Below are 17,386 nucleotides of genomic sequence, written 5' to 3'. Positions count from 1 at the left end.
GGTGTCGCTCATGCCTGCTACGGGGGGGCCGCTGATCGCGCCGTCGATCCTGGCCGCCGACTTCGCCCGACTCGCCAAGGAAGCCGCCGCCGTGGACGGCGCCGACTGGCTGCACGTCGACGTGATGGACAACCATTTCGTGCCGAACCTCACGATCGGCCTGCCGGTGGTGGAAAGCCTGCTGGCCGCCACCGAGATCCCGATGGATTGCCATCTGATGATCGACAACCCGGACAAGTGGGCCCCGCCGTACGCCGAGGCCGGCGCCTACAACGTCACCTTCCACGCCGAGGCCACCGACAACCCCATCGGCGTGGCCCGCGACATCCGGGCCGCGGGAGCCAAGGCCGGCATCAGCGTCAAACCCAAGACCGCGCTCGAGCCCTACCTGGACATCCTGCCGCACTTCGACACCCTGCTGATCATGTCCGTCGAACCCGGCTTCGGCGGGCAGAGCTTCATCCCCGAGGTGCTGAGCAAGGTACGCATGGTCCGCAAACTGATCGACGCCGGGGAGTTGACGATCCTGGTCGAGATCGACGGCGGCATCAACGAAGACACCATCGAGGAGGCCGCCGAAGCCGGCGTGGACTGTTTCGTCGCCGGATCGTCGGTGTACGGCGCCGAGGACCCGGCCGAAGCGGTCGAAAAGCTGCGCCGGCAGGCCGCGGCCAAGTCACCTCATCTGAGCGGCCGATGACCGGCCCGAACCTCCCCGAGCAGGTCAAAAGCATCGACGAGGCCATGCGGCTGGCCATCGAGCACTCCTACCAGGTCAAGGGCACGACGTATCCGAACCCGCCGGTCGGAGCCGTCATCGTCGACCAGGAAGGCCGCGTCGTCGGGGTCGGCGCCACCCAGCCGGCCGGCGGCGACCACGCCGAGATCATGGCGCTGCGCCGGGCCGGCGGTCTGGCCGCCGGCGGCATCGCGGTGATCACGATGGAGCCGTGCAACCACTACGGCAAAACACCGCCGTGCGTCAACGCGCTGATCGAGGCGCGGGTCAGCACGGTGATCTACGCCGTCGACGACCCGAACGGCATCGCGGGCGGCGGCGCCGGGCGGCTGACGGCGGCCGGGCTGCAGGTGCGCTCCGGCGTCCTGGCCGACGCGGTCGCGGCCGGCCCGTTGCGGGAATGGCTGTTCAAGCAGCGCACCGGGCTGCCCCACGTGACGTGGAAGTACGCCACCAGTATCGACGGCCGCAGCGCCGCAGCGGACGGGTCCAGTCAATGGATCTCCAGCGAGGCCGCCCGCGCGGACCTGCATCGTCGCCGCGCGATCGCCGACGCGATCGTGGTCGGCACCGGCACCGTCCTCGCCGACGACCCGGCGCTGACCGCGCGGCTGCCCGACGGCTCGCTGGCCCCGCAGCAGCCGCTGCGCGTGGTGGTGGGACGACGCGAGATACCGCCGGAAGCCAAGGTGCTCAACGACGACTCCCGCACCATGGTGATCCGCACCCGCGAGCCCGTCGAGGTGCTACGGGCACTGACCGACCGCACCGACGTGCTGCTCGAAGGCGGTCCCACCCTGGCCGGGGCGTTCCTGCGGGCCGGCGCGATCAACCGCATCCTGGCCTACGTGGCGCCGATCCTGCTCGGCGGCCCGGTGACCGCGGTCGACGACGTGGGAGTGTCCAGCATGGCCCAGGCGCTGCGCTGGCAGTTCGACAGCGTCGAGCAGGTAGGGCCCGATCTGCTGCTCAGCCTGGTAGCTCGGTAGCCGCCGGGGCTTCTTCGGGTTCGAGTGTCTTGCGCTCGGGCGCGGCCGGCGGCTCCTCGGCCTGCTCCTGGCGGCCGCTGATCAGCAACCCCAACAACGCCCCGACCACACAGATCACCACGGTGACCTTGAAGATGTCGCCGTACATCAGCGCGAACGCCTGCAGGTAGGACCCGGCTTCGCGCGGCAGGCCGGCCAGGATCTGGTTGAACCGGTAGAGACCCCACGCGCTGAGCGCGGCCACCCCGATCAACATGCCCGTCATCCGGGCCACCACCACCGCCGCCGAGGCGATGCCGTGCTGAGCCGCCGGCACCACCCGCAGCGCGGCCGAGGACAGCGGCCCGATCACCAGGCCCAACCCGAACCCGGCCACCAGCAGGTCGCTGTGCACCGACGGCACACTGACCAGTCCCAGAATGTCGTGGTGACGCGTCGCCAGGTCGGCTCGCCAATACGAGATCAGCCAATAGCCGCCACCGGCGATCAGCAACCCGACGAACACGACAATGCGGTCACCGACCCTGGTGGCAACCCACCCGCCGAGCAGCGCCCCGACCGGCAGGGCGATCAGGAACCACAACAGCATCGCCGCGGCTTCGTTCTGGGTCTTCCCCAGCACGCCCTGGCCGAACAGCTCCACGTTGACCAGCGTCACCATCAGCGCCGCGCCGGCGCAGACCGACGAACCCAGCGCGGACAGGAACGGCCGGAAGTGCACCCCGGCAGGCTCGATGAGCCGGGTGCGCGCGAAGCGCTCCCACACGAAGAACAACGCCGCGGCCACCACCGCGCCGATCACCAGCGGTAATCCGTAGCTGGGCAACACCTGCTTGCCGTCGGGAGTGGGGTTGTACAGGCCGATCACCGCAAGCCCGAGCGACAGGGCAAGCAGCAGACCACCCACCACGTCGATGCGTTCGGGTTTCGCATCGCGATCGTGCGACGGCAGGCTGAAATGGATCATCAGCATGGCGATCAGGGTCAGCGGCACGTTGACCCAGAACACGTCGCGCCAGTCATGGAACAACCACACGATGAAGATCCCGTACAGCGGACCCAGCACGCTGCCGAGTTCCTGCGCGGCACCGATACCGCCGAGCACCCCGGCCCGGTTCCGCTCTGCCCACAAGTCGGCGCCCAGCGCCAACGTGACCGGCAGCAAGGCGCCGCTGGCGACGCCCTGAATGGTGCGGCCGGCGATGAGGATGTGGAACGCGCGGTTCGGATCGGGATTGACCATGTAGTCGCCGAACTCCGGATTCCAGTTGCCGAGCTTCACCGACAGCGCGGTCACCACCGAACCCACGATGAACAGGGCCAGGCTGGATTGCAGGACGAACTTGCGTCCGAACCGGTCCGAAGCCCGGCCCAACAGCGGCATGGCGGCGATGTAGCCCAGCAAATAGAGCGTGACGATCCAGGTGATCCGTTGCAGCTGGTTCACCGGGATGCCGACGCTGTTCATGATGTCGCGCATGATCGTCACCACGACGTAGGTGTCGAGGGCACCCAGCAGAACTGCGAGACTGCCCGCGCTGATCGCTACTCGTCGTCCCGTACGCATTTGCATCATCGGGTCAGCTCCCCGGCTTCGTGACCTGGACGGTCTGGTTCCAGTTCGACAGGGTCATCTGGACCGAGTTGCCCGAGCCCTTGTCGAGCAGTACCTGCGCCAGATGGTGCTCACCGGCCTCCTGAATCCAGACTGTCGTCGGGATCGGTTCTTTCGCGTTCAGCGGTGCGAGCTTGTTCACGGCCTCGGGGCTCACCTTGCCGCTGATGCGGACCGCGGTCTGCCCGTTGATCGAGTCGCGGCCCTCGGCCTTGGGGTCGCTGAGGTTCGCCAGCAGGTTGGCGACGCCGGTATCCGGGCTCAGAATCGCCGACGGGTCGTAATGCAGGAGGTCGTCGATCTTGCCGAAGTTGGTCCATTGACCCGGCGACAAGGCGGTGGTGTACAGCTCGCCGTCCAGGATCACGAAATCGGCCTCGACCTCGTTGCCGAAGACGATGATCCGCGCGTTGCCCTTACCGGCCGTCGTGGGTGTGGTGGTGAGATCGCCGCTGAGCGTCTTGAGGGGGAGTTCGGCGATTTTGCCGTTCACCGTCAGGACCAGGTGCGCGCTCTTGACGCCTTTGGTGACTTCGACGGACTGGTTGACCAGTGTTTTCGCGTCGGGAAGGGGACCGCCCTTGGGTTTCTTGCTGATCGTGCACCCCGAGACGAGCGTGACGGCGACGCTCAGGACGGCGAGGACGGCTAACAGTCGTCGGGGGGTTTGCATAACGTGCATCGTAGAGGGTGACGATCGGCTGCCCGGGGAGCCAGGCGGGTGCGGGTGCCGGCTCACAGTCATTAACCTGGTGCGATGTTCACCGGAATTGTCGAGGAACTCGGGGAGGTGACCGGCCGGGATGTCCTGGCCGACGCCGCGCGACTGACCATTCGCGGCCCGGTTGTCACCTCCGACGCCGGGCACGGCGACTCGATCGCCGTCAACGGGGTGTGCCTGACGGTGGTCGAGGTACTGCCCGACGGGCAGTTCAGCGCCGACGTGATGGCCGAGACGCTGAACCGTTCGAATCTGGGCGAGCTGCAGCCCGGCAGCCGGGTGAACCTGGAACGCGCGGCCGCGGTCAACAGCAGGCTGGGCGGGCACATCGTGCAGGGACACGTGGACGGCACCGGGGTGATCGTCGGCCGCACGCCCTCTGAGCACTGGGAAGTGGTGCGGGTGGAGATGCCGGCGACGGTGGCCCGGTATGTCGTGGAGAAGGGCTCGATCACCGTGGACGGGATCTCGCTGACCGTGTCGGGCCTCGGTGCGCAACCCCGCGACTGGTTCGAGGTGTCGCTGATTCCCACCACCCGAGAGCTGACGACGTTGGGGTCCGCCCCGGTCGGAACCCAGGTGAACCTCGAGGTCGACGTCATCGCCAAATACGTCGAGCGGCTCATCGCGAAGTGACGCGGCTCAACTGCCGTCGCGAATAACGGGGACCCGCCGGTGGTTCATACTGAGTGCAGGCGAACGCTCCTATCAGCAAGGTGACAACGATGACGAGGTTGGACTCCGTCGAACGGGCGGTTGCCGACATTGCGGCGGGCAAGGCCGTCGTCGTCATCGATGACGAGGACCGCGAGAACGAGGGCGACCTGATTTTCGCGGCGGAGAAGGCCACCCCCGAGCTGGTGGCGTTCATGGTCCGCTACACCTCCGGCTACCTGTGCGTGCCGTTGGACGGCGAGGTCTGCGACCGGCTGGGTCTGCTGCCGATGTACGCGGTGAACCAGGACAAGCACGGCACCGCCTACACCGTTACCGTGGATGCGAGAATCGGTGTGGGAACCGGCATTTCGGCATCGGATCGGGCCACCACGATGCGGCTGCTGGCCGACCCGGCCAGCATCGCCCAGGATTTCACCCGCCCGGGGCACGTGGTTCCGTTGCGCGCCAAGGACGGTGGCGTGTTGCGCCGTCCCGGCCACACCGAGGCGGCGGTGGATTTGGCCCGGATGGCCGGTCTGCAGCCCGCAGGCGCCATCTGCGAGATCGTCAGTCAGAAGGACGAGGGCTCGATGGCCCAGACCGACGAACTGCGGGTCTTCGCCGACGAACACGGCCTGGCGCTGATCACCATCGCCGACCTCATCGAGTGGCGGCGCAAGCATGAGAAGCACATTGAGCGGATCGCCGAAGCCCGGATCCCGACGCGGCACGGTCAGTTCCGGGCCATCGGCTACGCCAGCATCTACGAGGACGTCGAGCACGTCGCGCTGGTGCGCGGTGACATCGCCGGACCCACCGGTGACGGTGACGACGTGCTGGTGCGCGTGCACTCGGAGTGCCTGACCGGCGACGTGTTCGGGTCCCGCCGTTGTGACTGCGGGCCGCAGCTGGACGCGGCGATGGCGATGGTGGCCCGTGAGGGCCGCGGCGTGGTGCTCTACATGCGTGGCCACGAGGGCCGCGGCATCGGCCTGATGCACAAACTGCAGGCCTACCAGCTGCAGGACGCCGGCGAAGACACCGTGGACGCCAACCTCAAGCTCGGATTGCCCGCTGACGCACGCGATTACGGGATCGGCGCGCAGATCCTGGTCGACCTGGGTGTGCGCTCGATGCGGCTGCTGACCAACAACCCGGCCAAGCGGGTCGGTCTGGACGGCTACGGGCTGCACATCATCGAGCGGGTGGCGCTGCCGGTACGGGCGAACGCCGAAAACATCCGCTACCTGATGACCAAGCGTGACAAGATGGGCCACGACTTGGCGGGTCTGGACGATTTCCACGAATCCGTCCATCTGCCAGGTGAATTCGGCGGTGCGCTGTGACGCGCCGGCGCCTATGCAGTGGGTGCGCCGCCCACTTGCGGGGGACGCAGCGATGCTGAGGAGCGGCGCAAAATGAGTGGTGGGGCCGGCATCCCGGACATTCCGGTGCTGGATGCGTCCGGTGTGCGGTTGGGCATCGTCGCCAGCACCTGGCACGGCACCATTTGCGACGCGCTGCTGGCCGGCGCGCGCAAGGTCGCAACCGAGTCCGGCGTCGACGACCCGACGGTGGTACGCGTGCTCGGTGCGATCGAAATCCCCGTCGTGGCACAGGAACTGGCCCGCAATCACGATGCCGTCGTCGCACTGGGCGTCGTGATACGCGGTCAGACACCGCACTTCGACTATGTCTGCGACGCCGTCACCCAGGGGCTGACCCGGGTCTCGCTGGACGCCGCCACCCCGGTGGCCAACGGGGTGCTGACCACCAACACCGAAGCGCAGGCGCTGGATCGCGCCGGGCTTCCCTCGTCCGTCGAAGACAAAGGTGCCCAGGCCGCCGCGGCCGCGCTGAGCACCGCACTGACCCTGCGCGACTTGCGCGCCCGATCATGATGGCCAAACCCGAACCGGGCGAGTGGGAACTGGTGTGCCGTCCCCGATTGACGCCGTTGTTCGCCTACGGCGCGGCGCTCGTCATCCTGGTGACCCACATCGGCGGCGGTCTGATGCTGAAGCGGGGAACCAGCGGGGTGGTCTTCCAGACAGCCGACCAGGTGGCGATGGCGCTGCTCGGGACGGTGCTCGCGGGCGCGGTGTTGTTGCTGACACGGCCCCGGCTACGTGTGGGAGCTGCCGGCCTTTCGGTTCGTAATGTGCTGGGCGACAAGCTGGTTCCGTGGTCCGACGTCGTCGACGTGTCGTTTCCCCTCGGCAGTCGGTGGGCGCGCATCGACCTTCCGGACGACGAGTACATTCCCGTGACGGCAATTCAGGCGGTGGACAAGGAGCGCGCAGTCGCTTCGATGGACGCCGTCCGCGCGCTGCTGGCCCGATACCGTCCCGACCTGGTCCGCTCGCCGGACTGACGCGCCGAACCGCCCGAACGCCCCGGCCGAGCACGGGTGACCCGCCTATTAGCCTGGATGGGTGCCAGATCCCGCCACCTATCGCCCCCCGCCCGGGTCCATCCCGGTCGAGCCCGGCGTGTACCGGTTCCGGGATACGCACGGCCGGGTCATCTACGTCGGCAAGGCCAAGAGCCTGCGCAGCCGCCTTACCTCGTACTTCGCCGACGTCGCCGGCCTGCACCCGCGCACCCGGCAGATGGTGACCACCGCCGCCAAGGTCGAGTGGACGGTGGTCAACACCGAGGTCGAGGCGCTGCAGCTGGAATACAACTGGATCAAGGAGTTCGATCCCCGCTTCAACGTCCGCTACCGCGACGACAAGTCCTACCCGGTGCTGGCCGTCACCCTCAACGAGGAGTTCCCGCGTCTGATGGTCTACCGCGGCCCGCGGCGCAAGGGTGTGCGCTATTTCGGGCCGTACTCACACGCGTGGGCGATCCGGGAAACGCTGGACCTGCTCACCCGGGTGTTTCCGGCCCGAACCTGCTCGGCCGGAGTTTTCAAGCGACACAGCCAGATCGACCGGCCGTGCCTGCTCGGGTACATCGACAAATGCTCGGCGCCCTGCATCGGCCGGGTCAGCGCGGAGCAGCACCGCCAGATCGTGATGGACTTCTGCGATTTCCTGTCCGGCAAGACCGACCGCTACGCCCGCGAACTCGAACAGCAGATGCACGCGGCTTCTGACGAGTTGGACTTCGAGCGCGCCGCCCGGCTCCGGGACGACCTGGGCGCCCTCAAGCGGGCCATGGAGAAGCAGGCGGTGGTGTTCGGCGACGGCACCGACGCCGACGTGGTGGCCTTCGCCGAGGACGAACTGGAAGCGGCGGTGCAGGTGTTCCACGTTCGCGGCGGGCGGGTTCGTGGTCAGCGGGGTTGGATCGTGGAGAAGTCGGCCGATCCCGGCGACACCGGCGCCGAGCAGTTGGTCGAGCAGTTCCTGACGCAGTTCTACGGCGAACAGGCCGAATTAGGTGGTGCCGCAGACGAATCCGTCAACCCGGTGCCCCGCGACGTGCTGGTGCCTTGTCTGCCGTCCAACCACGACCAACTGACCGACTGGTTGTCGGGCTTACGCGGCGCCAAGGTCTCGTTGCGGGTGCCGCGCCGCGGCGACAAGAAGGCGCTGGCCGAAACCGTGCACCGCAACGCCAAAGATGCGCTGCAGCAACACAAGTTGAAGCGGGCCGGCGACTTCACCGCCAGATCCGCTGCGTTGCAGAACATTCAGGAAGCCCTCGGCTTGGCCGAAGCCCCGCTGCGCATCGAATGCGTCGACATCAGCCACGTGCAGGGCACCGACGTCGTCGGCTCGCTGGTGGTCTTCGAGGACGGCCTGCCCCGCAAATCGGACTACCGGCACTTCGGGATCCGGGAAGCGGCGGGGGAGGGCCGCTCGGACGACGTGGCGTCCGTCGCCGAGGTCACCCGGCGACGGTTCTGGCGGCACCTCAGCGAGCAGAAGGACCCGAATCTGCTGTCCCCGGAGGGCAAGTCGCGGCGCTTCGCCTACCCGCCCAACCTCTACGTCGTCGACGGCGGCGCCCCGCAGGTCAACGCCGCCAAAGCCGTGCTCGACGAACTCGGCATCACCGACGTCGCCGTCATCGGGCTGGCCAAACGGCTCGAAGAGATCTGGGTGCCCGCGGAGCCGGACCCGATCATCATGCCGCGCAACAGCGAGGGCCTCTACCTGTTGCAGCGGGTGCGCGACGAAGCCCACCGGTTCGCCGTCGCCTACCATCGCAGCAAACGATCCAAGCGGATGACGGCCTCGGCACTGGACTCCGTGCCCGGCCTCGGCGAGCACCGTCGCAAGGCGCTGGTCACCCACTTCGGGTCGCTGGCCCGCCTCAAAGAAGCCACCGTCGACCAGATCACCGCCGTTCCCGGTATCGGCGTGGCGACCGCCACGGCGGTCCTGGAAGCTCTGGCGCCGACACCGCCGGCACCGCAGCCGGAATCCCGATCGGACGAGGAGGGGCCCCCGAATTGACCACTGACGACGCGCCGGCCGGCATCGACGTCGTGCTGGTGACCGGGCTCTCGGGCGCCGGGCGGGGCACCGCGGCCAAGGTGCTGGAGGACCTCGGCTGGTACGTGGCCGACAACCTGCCGCCCCAATTGATCACCCGGATGGTCGATTTCGGGCTGGCCGCCGGATCCCGCATCACCCAACTCGCGGTGGTGATGGACGTGCGGTCCCGCGGCTTCACCGGCGACCTCGACGAGGTGCGTAACGAACTGGCGACCCGCAACATCACTCCGCGGGTGGTGTTCATGGAGGCCTCCGACGACATGTTGGTCCGCCGCTACGAGAACAACCGGCGCAGTCATCCGCTGCAGGGGGAGCAGACCCTGGCCGAAGGGATCGCCGCCGAACGCAGGATGCTGGCTCCGGTGCGCGCCAACGCGGACCTGATCATCGACACCTCGACGCTGTCGGTGCGAGGTCTGCGGGAAAGCATCGAGCGCGCGTTCGGCAACACCACGGCCGCGACCACCAGCGTCACCGTGGAATCCTTCGGATTCAAATACGGGCTGCCGATGGACGCCGACATGGTGATGGATGTCAGGTTCCTGCCGAACCCGCACTGGGTGGACGAACTGCGCCCGCTGACCGGCCAGCACGAGGCGGTCCGCGACTACGTCTTGCGCCAACCCGGCGCGGCGGAGTTCCTGCGGACCTACCATCAGTTGCTGTCGCTGGTGGTCGGCGGCTATCGGCGGGAGGGTAAGCGCTACATGACGGTCGCGGTCGGTTGCACGGGCGGCAAGCACCGCAGCGTGGCGATCGCCGAGGCGCTGATGGGATTGCTGCGGTCGGATCCACAGCTGGCGGTGCGGGTGCTGCACCGGGATCTGGGCCGCGAGTGAGCGCCCCGATAGCGCAGAGCATCGTCGCGCTGGGCGGCGGGCACGGCTTGTATGCGACCTTGTCGGCGGCCCGCCGGCTGACCCCGTACGTCACCGCCATCGTGACCGTCGCCGACGACGGCGGCTCGTCGGGCCGCCTGCGCAGCGAGCTGGACGTGGTGCCGCCGGGTGATCTGCGAATGGCGTTGGCGGCGTTGGCTTCCGACAGTCCGCACGGACGGCTGTGGGCGACCATCATGCAGCACCGCTTCGGCGGCAGCGGCGCGCTGGCCGGGCATCCGATCGGCAATCTGCTGCTGGCCGGGCTGTCCGAGGTGCTGGCCGATCCGGTGGCGGCGCTCGACGAGATCGGACACATCCTCGGCGTCAAGGGCCGGGTGCTGCCGATGTGCCCGATCGCGCTGCAGATCGAGGCCGACGTGTCCGGCCTGGAGTCCGACCCGCGCATGTTCCGGTCGATCCGCGGCCAGGTGGCGATCGCGACGACCCCGGGCAAGGTGCGCCGGGTGCGGTTGCTGCCCGCAGATCCGCCGGCCACCCGGCAGGCCGTCGACGCCATCATGGCCGCCGAGCAGGTGGTCCTGGGACCCGGTTCCTGGTTCACCAGCGTGATCCCGCACGTGCTGGTCCCCGGTCTGCGGGAGGCGTTGCGGGCCACCGCCGCCCGCAAGGCCCTGGTGCTCAATCTGGTGGCCGAACCGGGGGAGACCGCCGGGTTCTCGGTGGAACGCCATCTTCATGTGCTCGTCCAGCACGCCCCGGAGTTCACCGTGGACGACATCATCATCGATGCCGAACGGGTGCCGAGCGATCGGGAGCGCGACCAACTGCGCCGCACCGCGACGCTGCTACAGGCGGAGGTCCACTTCGTCGACGTCGCCAGACCTGGTACACCTTTACATGACCCGGGCAAGCTGGCGGCAGTCCTGGACGGGGTGCGGGTGCGCGGCAAGGCTCGTCTCGAGGACCCCACGGGGCTCGGAGTGGCGGCCACGACAGAGCTGCCGATTGACGGTGACCGTCGGGAACGAACCAAGGGGTGACGACGCGTGGCGATGACGACCGAAGTCAAGGACGAGCTGAGCCGTCTGGTGGTCAAGTCGGTCAGCGCGCGCCGTGCCGAAGTCACGTCGCTGCTGCGGTTCGCGGGCGGGTTGCACATCGTGGCCGGGCGTGTGGTCGTCGAAGCCGAGGTCGACCTGGGCAGCATCGCGCGCCGGCTGCGCAAGGACATCTTCGACCTCTACGGCTACAACGCCGTCGTGCATGTGTTGTCGGCCAGCGGGATTCGCAAGAACACCCGATACGTGCTGCGGGTCGCCAGTGACGGCGAGGCGTTGGCGCGCCAGACCGGTCTGCTGGACATGCGCGGGCGTCCGGTACGCGGGCTGCCGGCGCAGGTGGTCGGCGGCAGCGTCGCCGACGCCGAAGCAGCTTGGCGGGGAGCGTTCTTGGCGCACGGGTCGCTGACCGAGCCGGGTCGGTCCTCGGCGCTGGAGGTCAGCTGCCCGGGGCCGGAGGCGGCGCTGGCGCTGGTCGGTGCGGCGCGCCGGCTAGGGGTCAGCGCCAAGGCGCGGGAGGTGCGCGGCGCCGACCGGGTGGTGGTCCGCGACGGCGAAGCGATCGGCGCGCTGTTGACCCGGATGGGGGCTCAGGACACGCGGCTGGTCTGGGAGGAACGCCGGCTGCGCCGCGAGGTCCGGGCCACGGCCAACCGGCTGGCCAACTTCGACGACGCCAACCTGCGCCGTTCGGCGCGTGCGGCGGTGGCGGCGGCCGCCCGGGTGGAACGCGCCCTGGAGATCCTGGGCGACACCGTTCCCGACCACCTGGCCACTGCCGGGCGGCTGCGTGTCGAGCACCGGCAGGCCTCGCTGGAGGAACTCGGCCGGCTGGCCGACCCGCCGATGACCAAAGATGCTGTGGCGGGCCGTATTCGGCGGCTGCTGTCGATGGCTGACCGCAAGGCGAAAGTGGACGGCATCCCCGACACCGAGGCGGCGGTGACGCCGGACCTGCTCGAGGACGCCTGACCGACGGTTCGCGTCGCGCGAGCGTCCCCAAAATGCCAGAAAACCGGTGCTTTGCCGTACATTTTGGGGCCCCTCGCGGGTATCGGCGTGCTCCACGCCTTCGGTGCGTGACACCGGAAGCCCTCGGACTGACACCGGAAGCCCACGGACTCACGCGAGAGATAAAGTCCGACGCGCTGTGAGATTTGCCGAGGTTGCTGGCTTCGGCGGGTGGCTGCGGGCTACGGTCGTTGGATGAAACGGCTCTCGAGTGTTGACGCGGCGTTCTGGTCGGCAGAGACCGCCGGCTGGCACATGCACGTCGGTGCGCTGGCGATCTGCGACCCAAGAAAAGCGCCTGACTACAGTTTCCAGCGTCTGCGGGAACTGCTCATCGAGCGATTGCCGGAGATCCCGCAGCTGCGCTGGCGGGTCGAGGGTGCACCGCTGGGTCTGGACCGGCCGTGGTTCGTCGAGGACGAGGAACTCGACATCGACTTCCATGTCCGCCGTATCGGTGTCCCGGCGCCCGGCGGGCGGCGCGAGGTCGAGGAGCTTGTCGGCCGGCTGATGTCCTACAAGCTGGACCGCTCCCGGCCGCTGTGGGAACTGTGGGTCATCGAAGGCGTCGAGGGCGGCCGCATCGCGACGTTGACCAAGATGCATCACGCCATCGTCGACGGGGTCTCGGGAGCCGGGCTCGGCGAGATCCTGTTGGACGTCTCGCCGGAACCGCGCCCGCCGCAGAAGGAGACGGTCGGCTTCGTCGGGTTCACCATCCCCGGTCTGGAGCGCCGCGCGCTCGGCGCCCTGGTCAACGTCGGCGTCATGACCCCGTTCCGCATCGCCCGGTTGGTGGAGCAGACGGTGCGTCAGCAGATCGCCGCGCTCGGTGTCAGCACCCGACCGCCCCGCTATTTTGACGCGCCCAAGACCAGGTTCAACGCGGCGGTGTCACCGCATCGGCGTATCACCGGCTGCCGCGTCGAGCTGGAGCGGGCCAAGAAGGTCAAGGATGCGTTCGGCGTCAAGCTGAACGACGTCGTGCTCGCGCTGGTGGCCGGGGCGGCGCGGGAATACCTGCAGAAGCGTGACGAGCTGCCCTACAAACCGTTGATCGCCCAGATCCCGGTGTCCACCCGCACCGAGGAGAACAAGTCCGACGTCGGCAACCAGATCAGCTCGATGACGGCGTCGCTGGCCACCGACATCGACGACCCGGGTGAGCGGCTCCTGGCGATCCACGAAAGCACCCGCAGCGCCAAGGAAATGGCCAAAGCGCTGTCCGCGCACCAGATCATGGGGCTGACCGAGACCACGCCGCCGGGCCTGCTGCAGTTGGCCGCGCGCACGTACACGGCTTCGGGCCTGTCGCGCAATCTGGCGCCGATCAACCTGGTCGTGTCGAACGTGCCCGGTCCGCCGATCCCGCTCTACATGGCCGGCGCCAAGCTCGACTCGCTGGTCCCGCTCGGGCCTCCGGTGATGGACGTCGCGCTCAACATCACCTGCTTCTCCTACCAGGACTGCCTGGACTTCGGGTTCGTCACGACGCCGGAGGTGGCCAACGACATCGACGAGATGGCCGACGCCATCGAACCGGCGCTGGCCGAACTGGAGCGGGCCGCGGGCCTGTAGCTGCCCAGCTAATCCTTCGCCGAGTTCTTCGTCACGTACACCCAGGACAGGAACCGGGCGACCGCCTCGGCGGACTTGTTCGCCCGCGGGGACTCGAAGATGTCGAAGGCGTGTTGTGCGTTGGGTAACTCCGCGTAGGCGACCGGCGACTTGGACACCGCACGCAACTCCTCGACGAACTCGCGGGCCTCTTCCACCGGGATCAGCGAGTCGTCGGTTCCGTGCAACACGAAGAACGGCGGCGCGTCCGGACCCACGTAGGTGATCGGGGACGCGTCGACGTAGATCTGCCGGTGCGTGCTGAGTTTCTTCTTGACGACCAGTCGCGCCAGCACTTCCAGGAATTCGCCCCGTCCCGGCTCGTCGATGGAGAACCAGTCGTAACGGCCGTAGAACGGGACCGCCGCCACCACGGAGGTGTCTGCGTCTTCGAACCCGGGCTGGAACTTCGGATCGTTGGGCGTCAGGGCGGCCAGCGCCGACAGATGCCCGCCGGCCGAACCACCGCTGATCGCAACGAAATTGGGGTCGCCACCGTAGTCGGCGATGTTCTCCTTCACCCACGTCAGCGCCCGCTTGACGTCGACGATGTGGTCCGGCCAGGTGTGCAACGGCGAGACGCGGTAGTTCATCGACACACACACCCAGCCGCGCGAAACCAGGTGTCCCATCAAGGGATACGCCTGCGGACGGCGCCACCCGATCATCCAGGCGCCGCCGGGCACCTGTAGCAGCACCGGGGCCTTGCCGTCCTTGGGCAGGTCGCGGCGACGCCAGATGTCGGCCAGGTTGGCCCGCCCGTGCGGCCCGTAACGCACGATGTTCTCTTTGTCCACATAGCGTCGCCGGGCACCGGTGGACCGAAGCGGCGGATTGCGGCGGCCGGATCGCTCGGCGATCTCGGTGGGCAGGTCGCGAAGTTCGTCGGCGTAATCGGCTCCGAGTTCTTCGGTCAGCGCGGACTCCAGCACCGGTCCGGGAGTCTTGACGCCGCGGTAGCCGATCACGCCCAGCATCACCCAGGACGCGGCCGTCAGCGCCAACGCCAGCTTCCCTTTCGGTCCGGCGAAATCACCGCGACGGCCGCGACGCACCGCGTCCAATGCCGACACTGCGCCGTACAGCGCCGGCACCTCCGAGGTCGGCCAGCCGAACCAGAACACCGTCGGGGCGGCCCAGGGGTTGCGGGTGATCGGCCGTAAACCGTTGGCGGCGTTGACGAATTCGACCGCGCCGCGGGTCAGCGGCCGCGGGCGGCGCAGTTGGGTCAGCAACGGACGGAGGTTCACGAGCCGCTCGCTTTCTCCTTGAGTTCGTTGCGCAGGATCTTGCCGGTGCTGCCGCGTGGCAGTTCGTCGAGCACGGTGATCTCGCGGGGCACCTTGTAGTTGGCCAGGTTGTCCCGCACGTGCTGTTTGAGGGTTTCGACGTCGGCGTTGGCGCCCGGCTCCAGGACCACGAAGGCCGCCAACCGCTGGCCGTACTTTTCGTCGTCCACGCCGATCACCGATGCTTCGGCCACCTCGGGATGGGTGGCCAGCGTCTTCTCCACCTCGATGGGATAGATGTTCTCGCCACCCGAGACGATCATCTCGTCGTCACGGCCGACGACGAACAGCCGGCCGTTCTCGTCGAGGTAACCGACGTCGCCCGACGACATGAACCCGGCGTGGAAATCTTTGGTCTTGCCGGATGTGTACCCGTCGAACTGGGTGTCGTTGTGTACATAGATGGTGCCGGTTTCGCCGGTGGGCAATTCCTGAAAGTCGTTGTCCAGGATACGAATTGTGGTTCCGCCGGCCGGTTTGCCCGCGGTGTCGGGGGCGGCGCGCAGGTCCTCCGGCGTCGCGGTGGCGATCATGCCGGCCTCGGTGGCGTTGTAGTTGTTGTAGATCACGTCGCCGAACTGGTCCATGAACGAGATGACGACGTCGGGTCGCATCCGGGAACCCGACGCCGCGGCGAACCGCAACGAGCGGCCGCTGTACCTGTTGCGGACCTCGTCGGGCAGCTCCATGATGCGGTCGAACATCACCGGCACCACGGCCAGGCCGGTGGCCTGGTGGCGGTCGATGAGATCCAGCGTCGCTTCCGGGTCGAATTTGCGACGGGTGACGATCGTGCAGGCCAGCGACGCGGCGAAGATCAACTGCGAGAAGCCCCATGCGTGGAACATCGGGGCGACGATCACGATCGTCTCCTCAGCCCGCCACGGGGTGCGGTCCAGAATCGCCTTGAGCGTGCCTACTCCGGCGTTTCCGCCAGATTGCTTGGCGCCCTTCGGTGTTCCGGTGGTGCCCGAGGTGAGCAGGATGATCTGGCCCTTGCCGCCGTCGCGCCGTGGTTGTTGACCGATGTGCGCTGTGATCAGTTTCTCGACAGTCACGTCGTGCTCGGAGTCGGTCCACGCCAGGATGCGGACGGTGTCCGGCCGGTCGGCCACCGCGCGGTCGACCGTCTCGGTGAACTCCTCGTCGTAGATCACCGCGTCGACGCCCTCGCGGTTCACCACTTCGGCGAGTGCCGGTCCGGCGAAAGACGTGTTGAGCAACAGCACGTCGGCGCCGATCCGGTTGGCGCCCACGACCGCTTCGACGAACCCGCGATGGTTGCGGCACATGACGCCGACGACCTTGGGCCGGCCCGACGGCAGCTGCTGCAGGGCCGCGGCCAGCGCGTTGATCCGCTCGTCCAGTTGCCGCCACGTCAGCGTGCCCAGCTCGTCGATCAGGGCGGGACGGTCCGGACAGCGCTGCGGTGCGCCGGCGAAACCCGTCGTCATGCCCATGCCCTCGCGACGCATGGCAAGAATCATCTTCACGTAGCGGTCGGGGCGGATCGGCGCGATCATTCCCGCGCGCGTCATGGTGCGGACGACTCCGAGGACCTCTTCGATTCGAGATGCCATGGCTCAGCCCAGGATCGGGAATCGACGCTTGGCGGCGAGCTCGTTGAGACCCGCTTGCATCACCGACCGCACGTGCTCGTCGACGGCCTCGATGTCGGGGTCTTCGCCGAACTCCTTGGTGATGTCGATCGGTGCCAGCACCTGCGTCACGATCTTGGACGGTAGTGGCAGGTTGGGCGGGATCGGACTGGTCAGGCCGAACGGAAAGCCGATGGACAGCGGCAGGATGTCGCTGCGCAGCAGGCGCTTTAACCCGAGTCGCTGGGCCAGCCAGGTGCCACGGGTCAGATACAGCTGGGTCTCCTGGCCCCCGATGGAGACCATCGGGATGATCGGGACTCCGGCTTCGATGGCGGTGCTGACGTATCCCTTGCGGCCGTTGAAGTCGATGACGTTCTCGGCAGCCGTCGGCCGGTAGGCGTCGTAGTCGCCACCGGGGAACACCACCACCACGCCGCCCGAACGCAACGCCTTGGCGGCATTCTCCCGGTTGGCCCGGATGTAGCCGACCTTGCGGAAGAAGTCGCCGGTCGGGCCGGTGAACAGGATGTCGTGGCTCAATGTCAACACCGGACGGTCGTAGCCGAACTTGTCGTAGAAATCGACGCTGAAGATCGGCACGTCCATCGGGAACTGACCGCCGGAATGATTCGCCACCACCAGGCCGCCACCGGGGGGGAACGAATCCAGGCCATGCACCTCGCTACGGAAGTACGTCTTCAACATCGGGCGCATGACCGAGATCATCCGCTGGGTCATGCCAGGGTCGAATTTGCCGATGTCGTCTTCGCTCACTGAGGCTCCTTTGCCGACG

At 67.9% G+C, this 17,386-nt stretch carries 15 protein-coding genes and 1 pseudogene; 11 read left to right on the top strand and 5 right to left on the bottom strand.

Going from position 1 to position 17,386, the window contains the following annotated elements:
* Position 1 precedes the first annotated feature (1 nt).
* The gene (gene rpe, locus AC5Y4D_RS07555) at positions 2-700 is read left to right on the top strand and encodes a ribulose-phosphate 3-epimerase (RefSeq protein WP_499944510.1); all 699 of its coding nucleotides are present in this window, start codon (positions 2-4) and stop codon (positions 698-700) included.
* Complete coding sequence (gene ribD / locus AC5Y4D_RS07550) at positions 697-1,728, top strand: bifunctional diaminohydroxyphosphoribosylaminopyrimidine deaminase/5-amino-6-(5-phosphoribosylamino)uracil reductase RibD (RefSeq protein ID WP_499944511.1); 1,032 nt, start codon at positions 697-699, stop codon at positions 1,726-1,728. Before rpe ends, ribD begins: the two co-directional genes overlap by 4 nt.
* On the opposite strand, the gene AC5Y4D_RS07545 is transcribed toward ribD, so the two are convergent.
* Entirely contained in the window at positions 1,709-3,295 is a 1,587-nt protein-coding gene (locus AC5Y4D_RS07545; protein WP_499944602.1) for an MFS transporter, read from the bottom strand. The two genes, ribD and AC5Y4D_RS07545, sit on opposite strands and share 20 nt — an antisense overlap.
* A 13-nt stretch (positions 3,296-3,308) precedes the next feature.
* Positions 3,309-4,016 carry an LppX_LprAFG lipoprotein gene (locus AC5Y4D_RS07540; protein WP_499944512.1) on the bottom strand — a complete coding sequence of 236 codons (708 nt, stop codon included), beginning with the start codon at positions 4,014-4,016 and terminating at the stop codon, positions 3,309-3,311.
* An 84-nt stretch (positions 4,017-4,100) separates the two neighbouring features.
* On the opposite strand from AC5Y4D_RS07540, the gene AC5Y4D_RS07535 reads away from it, so the two are divergent.
* The 9 genes and pseudogenes from AC5Y4D_RS07535 to AC5Y4D_RS07495 all read left to right on the top strand — a co-directional run bounded on the left by AC5Y4D_RS07535 (position 4,101) and on the right by AC5Y4D_RS07495 (position 13,664).
* Complete coding sequence (locus AC5Y4D_RS07535) at positions 4,101-4,700, top strand: riboflavin synthase (RefSeq protein WP_499944513.1); 600 nt, start codon at positions 4,101-4,103, stop codon at positions 4,698-4,700.
* 89 nt (positions 4,701-4,789) lie between these two features.
* Positions 4,790-6,067 (top strand): bifunctional 3,4-dihydroxy-2-butanone-4-phosphate synthase/GTP cyclohydrolase II, encoded by a 1,278-nt coding sequence (locus AC5Y4D_RS07530; RefSeq protein WP_499944514.1) that lies wholly within the window; start codon positions 4,790-4,792, stop codon positions 6,065-6,067.
* A 72-nt stretch (positions 6,068-6,139) separates the two neighbouring features.
* Positions 6,140-6,622, top strand: coding sequence for a 6,7-dimethyl-8-ribityllumazine synthase (gene ribH, locus AC5Y4D_RS07525; RefSeq protein ID WP_499944515.1), 483 nt, complete (start codon positions 6,140-6,142; stop codon positions 6,620-6,622).
* Positions 6,622-7,095 (top strand): PH domain-containing protein, encoded by a 474-nt coding sequence (locus AC5Y4D_RS07520; RefSeq protein WP_499944603.1) that lies wholly within the window; start codon positions 6,622-6,624, stop codon positions 7,093-7,095. Before ribH ends, AC5Y4D_RS07520 begins: the two co-directional genes overlap by 1 nt.
* Before the next feature lie 61 nt (positions 7,096-7,156).
* Entirely contained in the window at positions 7,157-9,133 is a 1,977-nt protein-coding gene (gene uvrC, locus AC5Y4D_RS07515) for an excinuclease ABC subunit UvrC (protein ID WP_499944516.1), read from the top strand.
* Positions 9,130-10,014 (top strand): RNase adapter RapZ, encoded by an 885-nt coding sequence (gene rapZ / locus AC5Y4D_RS07510; RefSeq protein ID WP_499944517.1) that lies wholly within the window; start codon positions 9,130-9,132, stop codon positions 10,012-10,014. The genes uvrC and rapZ overlap by 4 nt, the downstream gene beginning before the upstream one ends.
* 8 nt (positions 10,015-10,022) lie before the next feature.
* Positions 10,023-11,073 (top strand): annotated as a pseudogene (gene yvcK / locus AC5Y4D_RS07505) (uridine diphosphate-N-acetylglucosamine-binding protein YvcK).
* Positions 11,070-12,047 carry a DNA-binding protein WhiA gene (gene whiA, locus AC5Y4D_RS07500; RefSeq protein ID WP_499944604.1) on the top strand — a complete coding sequence of 326 codons (978 nt, stop codon included), beginning with the start codon at positions 11,070-11,072 and terminating at the stop codon, positions 12,045-12,047. Before yvcK ends, whiA begins: the two are co-directional and overlap by 4 nt.
* A 234-nt stretch (positions 12,048-12,281) precedes the next feature.
* On the top strand, positions 12,282-13,664 hold the full coding sequence (locus tag AC5Y4D_RS07495; protein ID WP_499944518.1) for a WS/DGAT/MGAT family O-acyltransferase: 1,383 nt from the start codon (positions 12,282-12,284) through the stop codon (positions 13,662-13,664).
* 8 nt (positions 13,665-13,672) lie between these two features.
* Here the strand turns inward: AC5Y4D_RS07495 and AC5Y4D_RS07490 are convergent, their stop codons facing one another.
* Genes AC5Y4D_RS07490 through AC5Y4D_RS07480 form a run of 3 tightly spaced genes read right to left on the bottom strand, consistent with a single transcriptional unit; the run spans position 13,673 to position 17,331 of the window.
* The gene (locus tag AC5Y4D_RS07490) at positions 13,673-14,953 is read right to left on the bottom strand and encodes an alpha/beta hydrolase fold domain-containing protein (protein WP_499944519.1); all 1,281 of its coding nucleotides are present in this window, start codon (positions 14,951-14,953) and stop codon (positions 13,673-13,675) included.
* Entirely contained in the window at positions 14,950-16,572 is a 1,623-nt protein-coding gene (gene fadD12 / locus AC5Y4D_RS07485; RefSeq protein WP_499944520.1) for an acyl-CoA ligase FadD12, read from the bottom strand. Before fadD12 ends, AC5Y4D_RS07490 begins: the two co-directional genes overlap by 4 nt.
* Before the next feature lie 3 nt (positions 16,573-16,575).
* Positions 16,576-17,331 carry a 1-acyl-sn-glycerol-3-phosphate acyltransferase gene (locus AC5Y4D_RS07480; RefSeq protein WP_499944605.1) on the bottom strand — a complete coding sequence of 252 codons (756 nt, stop codon included), beginning with the start codon at positions 17,329-17,331 and terminating at the stop codon, positions 16,576-16,578.
* Between the last annotated feature and the right edge of the window lie 55 nt (positions 17,332-17,386).

The sequence above is a fragment of the Mycobacterium sp. NGS67 genome, assembly GCF_059812185.1.
Note: the sequence above shows the minus strand (reverse complement) of the source record. Positions and strands in the feature narration are given on the sequence as shown.